The sequence below is a fragment of the Streptomyces sp. SBT349 genome (assembly GCF_001083795.1).
Lineage (GTDB): Bacteria > Actinomycetota > Actinomycetes > Streptomycetales > Streptomycetaceae > Streptomyces.
This window is the reverse complement of sequence record NZ_LAVK01000454.1, coordinates 1-5,021: the sequence shown is the minus strand read 5'-3', so window position 1 is coordinate 5,021 and position 5,021 is coordinate 1. Positions and strand designations below refer to the sequence as shown.

Sequence of the window (5,021 nt, the reverse complement as noted above, 5' to 3'; positions counted from 1 at the left end):
GGCATGGAGGGGGCGAGGTCGCGGGTGATGGGGACCATGCCGGTGCCGTAGGCGTCCGGGACCCAGACGACGGGGCCGCGTTCGGCGGCGAGTTCGATCGTGGTGGGGGTGGTGGGCTTCGGCTGGTCGTGGAGCTGGTGGGTGTGGTGGGTGAGGTGGTGGTGGTTCACCGGCTGCTCCTTGCGGTGATGCCGGGGCGGATGGCCCAGGGGGGTGGGGTGGTGATGCGGTAGGTGCCGGGGCGCCACCAGGTCTCGCGCAGCAGTCCGCTGTCGAGCAGCGTGACGAGGTGGTGGGCGAGCCAGTGGGTGGTCTGACCGGTGCAACGGGCGATGTCGACCAGATCGCTGTGGCTCACGGTGCGGTGTCCGGCGGCGATCCGGTGAGCGAGGTGCCGGTCGATGGCCTGTGCTGTCTGCTCGGGCGAGCAACGGCGCGGCAGGCGGTCGGCGACGTCACGGCGGATGAGTCCGATGAGCCGGTCGGTGTGGCCGTGGGTGAGGTTGATCGTGGCGGTGTGGTCCCAGTCGTCGGGCTGGCGGATGACCAGCCGGGCGGCGGCCTTGTCGGGGTCCGGGGTGGGGGTGGTCCAGGCGCGTAAGGCGGCGGCCAGGATGCGGGCCGCGCGGGGTTTCACGGGTGTCCGTTCCTCTCCGGGGGCCGGTGTCAGAACGGGGTGTCAGAACGCGCGCCGCGTCGCGGGCGTGCACGCGTTGCTATAGGTGGATGGGGGTGTCAGAAGTTCTGACACCCCGTTCTGACACCGCTGACACCCCGTTCTGACACCTCCGGCACCCCAGGTGGGTGTCAGAAGGTGTCAGTGCTGGTCGGCGGGGGTGTCAGGCGTTGGCGGGCTCGGGGTAGAGCAGGCGGTAGGTGCCTTCGTCGCCGGTTTCGGCGAGGTGGAGTCCGGCGTCGGCCAGGTCACCGAGCTGCTCGCTCAGCCAGGCCCGGGAGCGGTTGAGGCGGCCGTCCTTGCCCCAGAACGGGGAGAAGTCCCGTGGGCCGATCAGCTCGCGGTCCTCCTCGCGGAACTCCTCCAGCACGGCGAGCAGTTCGGCCTCTGCCTCGCCGGGGGTCAGGCGCCGCCGGGGCGTGCGTCCGGTGGTCGGCTGCCCGAGGGGCCACACCTGGTCCGGCTGGATGGGCGGGATCTCGCGGTCCGGGTCCACGTCGGGGTCCGGGGTGTCGTCGTCGTGGAGGCCGGCGGCCTCCATGATGGCCTGCTCGACGCGCCGGTCCAGGGCGGCTTCGCGCTCCTCCTCCTCGTCGTGGTGGGTGCGCACGGTGTGCCTCTCCTGCGGGACGGCGATGCTGTCGGCGGTGTGGCGGACGCGGTCGGCGTATGCCTCACCGGCCGCCCGTGCGGTGACCGGGTCGGCGCTCGGGCGCGGGGCGATGGCGAGGGTTCCGGCGATCTGCTCGTCGGTGATGTTGTAGGTGCGCAGCGGCATGACGTAGCGCTCCTCCGGGACGCCCGGGGCCACCAGGTAGGCGTAGCCCGGCCGCCGGTTCTCCCACGCCTCCGGGCGGGCACCGGCGTCGCGGACGTCCTCCGGCAACGCCATGTCCGCCGTGGTGGAGCCCTTGACGCCGAAGCAGAGGATCCCGCCCAGCTGCTCGCGCACATCGGTCGGCATGCTCGTGGATGAGGGGCGCTGCTGGCTCAGCTCGACGGTGATTCCGGCGGAGCGGGCCTCCTGGACGATTCCCTCCATCTCGACGTCGCCGGAGCGGAAGAGCTTCGCGGACTCCTCGAACCAGGCGACCATGTAGGGCATGCCGAGCTTCTCGTAGACCTCCGGGGTCCAGTTCTTGAAGCCGTGGCGGCCCATGAGGTCGGCCCGCGCGGTGATCACCTGCGGGAGAGCTGCGGCCATGGCCTCGGCCCCGGCCATCGTGGTCTCGCACCAGTCCATGTAGGGCATGAACGGTCCGAAGGTCTGCTGACCCTTGCTCGGGTCGGCGCCCCAGACGATGACATCGCGCCTGGTCAGCACCTCGGTCACCACCACCGACCACCCGGCGCTCTTGCCCGAGCCGTTCATGCCGAACACGCCGAAGTGCGTGGCGTTACGGCCGGTCGCCAGGTCGGCAGGCAGCCACAACTCAGCGACCTGGCCGTCCTCGTAAGGGCCGATCGGGATCGCGTCGGTGATGGAGCCACCGAGGTTGGCGGGCCCCGGCCACGGGGTGGACTCCTTGAGCATGTCGGTCGGCACGATCACCAGGTCGGGCCGGTCGGCCCGCTCCGGGTCGGGCAGGATGCGGATGCTGGTGGGTGAGATGCCCAGCTCCACGGCCATGGCCTCGATCCGGTTGCCCAGCTCGCCGGGGGTGATGCCGTCCAGCTGGAGTGGCGCGGTGACCTTGTTGGGCTCGACGTCCGGCTTCTTGCGGAGCTTGGCGCGGGCCTGGCCGATCGACTTGACCAGCACACCGGTCTCGCTCGGGCCGCCGGCGGCGGCGTCGCGGACCTTCAGGGCGGTGACCACGTTCCACGTCCCGGCCAGCGCGGCGCCGCCGATACCGAGCGTGGAGATCAGAACGGGGTCGAGCGGGTCGGTGACGGTGGCCACCAGCAGGTAGCCGGTACCGGCGCCCGTGGAGAGCGTGGCAAGGGCCCGGCGGAGCGCGGCGGTTCCCTTGCTGGCCACCCAGGTGGCCACCGTCAGGCCGCCGGCCGCGAGCGTCATCGCGGCGGCGGCGGCCGGGGAGTCGCCCCACACGAGGTGCGTGGCGACGCCGGCAGGGACCTCGGCGACCAGCGCCGCCCAAGGCCGGGCATGGGGAGTGAGAAGCTTCGCGATCTTGGCCGTGTCAGCCACCGAAGTGCTCCTGTCAGTTGAAGGTGAAGGGGGCTCGGGGCTGCTGCGCGGCGCGGGCCTTGCCGATCTTCCGAAGGTCGGACTCGAACTCGCGCTCAAAGCTCGCGTAGAGGGCGGCGGCCTGCTTCGCGACGACCTTCTCCGCGCTCGCGATGGCCTTCAGGTGCTTCGCCACCCGCCGGGCGCGCATCCGCGCCCCTGCCAGCGAGCCGTCCGAGGCCGGGATGTGCCGCAGCACCTGCACCAGGTGCTCGTAGTCCATGCCGCGTTCCACGGCCCGGTTGCGGCCCTGCTTGCGCAGATGCTCGGAGAACGCCCGGATGTCCTCGTTCGTCATGAACTCCGCACCCGGCGTGCCCTTGGCCTCACCAGCGGCGCTCTGGCCGACCGCAGCACCCGCCGACCGGCCGGAGTTCTTGTTGATGTTGATCGTCAGACTGCGGTTCTTGGTTCGCTCACGGTGCGTGGACCGCGAACGCTGGACGTGCGTGGCCGCCCGCTCACGGCGCAGCCGGTCCCGCTCGGTGCGAGCGGCCTCGCGGTCGGTGCGCGCGGCGGCCTTCCGCTGCTGCTTCGCGGCCTCGCTCGCCGCGCGCCTGTCCTCCACCGTCGGCCGCACCCGCGTTGGCGGGGACGACGGAGGCGGCGGGACGACGACCGGCCGGGTACGGGGTGGGGTACTCACTGATCTCCTCCTTGAGGAGCCGACCGCCAGGGAGGCGGCCGACCCCGGGTTGATGAGCCCGGCGGAACACCGGGCCAGATCACTCGGAGACGGCGGTCATGCCGCCGCTGACAATCGCGTCGATCACCTGCGGCGGGCAGCCGTCGCGTTCGAGTTGCCGCCGCAGGATCGCGGCCGTGCGGCGCTGTGCCTGCCGGGCGGCGATGGCAGCAGCGGCCTGCTGGCGGCGCCGCTGCTCCACCGCCCGGGCGGCCCACGCCTGGTAGCAGGCGTCGTGGGCGGGCCATCCGGAGGGCGTGGAACGCTCCGTCGTGGGCTTGCCGCAGTGCTGGCAGGGCCGCTCGGTCCGCGCGGGGCAGGCCGGTTGGTGTGCCTCCCACTCCTGGACGAGCAGGGCAACCGCCTGTTCCCCGCGAGCGGTGGCGCTGGTGCCGCAGCGGCACCAGTACGCGCCCTCGGGCGGGCGGGCGGTGTACGGGGAGAACGGCCGGTCCGGCCTGACCGGGGCACTGACCCAGATGCCTGGGAACCCGGGGCCCGGCCGCAGGTCACCCGGCATGGCACTGGTTGCAGCAGCCCAGCGAGCGCGGGATCACGTAGTCGCACACCTGCCGGCACTGGGGGCAGGTCCGCCGAGCCTTGAGCGCCACGTCGATCGCGGCCCACTTCGCGGGGGTCATCGGCCGCACCGGCAGGGCCAGGGAGACGTGGTAGAGGTAGGCGACCAGCGGCTCCCGGGTCCGGCGACGCAGGCGCATGACCTGCGCCGCCGGTTCCTGACCACCCGGCCGTAACCCCATCGCCCGCAGCTGCCGCCGCGTGGCGAGTCCGTCCGGTGCCCAGCGCCATGGCCAGGTCGGGATGCCGTGCCGCGTGCCGTCCGGGTCGTAGACCTCGGCATAGGCGGTGGTCACGACGCCGCCGCTTCGGCGTCGAGGATCAGGTGTCCGATGTGTTCGGCCGCGGCGGGGATGACGGCGTTGCCGTAGGCGCCAAGCTGCTCCACCTGGTGGGGAATCCCATCAGCCAGGCGATCCACTCGGGGTTCGGCAGCAAGCCACGCACGCGCGGCCTGCCCTCTCGCAGCCACCGGAAGGCCATGTAGTCCTCCAACTGCGAGCGGTGCTCTCCCCGTTCGGCCCTGGCCCACGCGATCCCGTGTGAGCCCATGGAGGCCCGGGGGGTGGGCCAGGAGGAGGACCCGTTCACGGGCAGCCTGGGGGGCGCCGAACTCGGGCGCCGAAAGCACTGCCCATTCCGCATCGAACCCGCACGCGGCCAGGTCACCGAGCACCCATCCGAAGGCGTCGGCATCTCGAACAAGGTCTCCGACGTTCTCCACGACGACGTAGCGGGGTCGTACGTGGCGAACGACGGCAGCCATCGCGGGCCACAACCATCGCACGTCGGCGATGCCCAGGAGCTTCCCGGCGAGGCTGAAGGGCTGGCAGGGGAAACCGCCGGCGACCACGTCAACCGTGGGTCGGGGGTGGGCGTCCCACCAGGCG

General features: G+C 72.2%; 5 protein-coding genes and 1 pseudogene. All 6 read right to left on the bottom strand.

Annotated elements, in window-relative coordinates; all coding sequences use genetic code 11:
- Positions 1-166: 166 nt before the first annotated feature.
- Positions 167-637, bottom strand: a complete 471-nt coding sequence (locus ADY01_RS32630) for a hypothetical protein (RefSeq protein ID WP_049580361.1) — start codon at positions 635-637, stop codon at positions 167-169.
- Positions 638-839: 202 nt separating this feature from the next.
- Positions 840-2,828, bottom strand: a complete 1,989-nt coding sequence (locus ADY01_RS39510; protein ID WP_049580360.1) for a TraB protein — start codon at positions 2,826-2,828, stop codon at positions 840-842.
- 13 nt (positions 2,829-2,841) lie between these two features.
- Entirely contained in the window at positions 2,842-3,513 is a 672-nt protein-coding gene (traA, locus tag ADY01_RS32620; protein ID WP_159001568.1) for a plasmid transfer protein TraA, read from the bottom strand.
- A 79-nt stretch (positions 3,514-3,592) separates the two neighbouring features.
- A complete protein-coding gene (locus tag ADY01_RS32615; RefSeq protein WP_049580358.1) occupies positions 3,593-4,072 on the bottom strand; it encodes a hypothetical protein in 480 nt (159 codons plus the stop codon).
- The gene (locus ADY01_RS32610) at positions 4,062-4,427 is read right to left on the bottom strand and encodes an RRQRL motif-containing zinc-binding protein (RefSeq protein WP_049580357.1); all 366 of its coding nucleotides are present in this window, start codon (positions 4,425-4,427) and stop codon (positions 4,062-4,064) included. The genes ADY01_RS32615 and ADY01_RS32610 overlap by 11 nt, the downstream gene beginning before the upstream one ends.
- Positions 4,428-4,756: 329 nt before the next feature.
- Positions 4,757-4,984, bottom strand: a pseudogene (locus ADY01_RS41960) (DNA cytosine methyltransferase); the annotation flags it as partial.
- Positions 4,985-5,021 lie beyond the last annotated feature (37 nt).

Excerpts from the sequence above, each read along its gene's own strand:
- ADY01_RS32615 (WP_049580358.1), bottom strand. The coding sequence starts at position 4,072 with ATGCCGGGTGACCTGCGGCCGGGCCCCGGGTTCCCAGGCATCTGGGTC.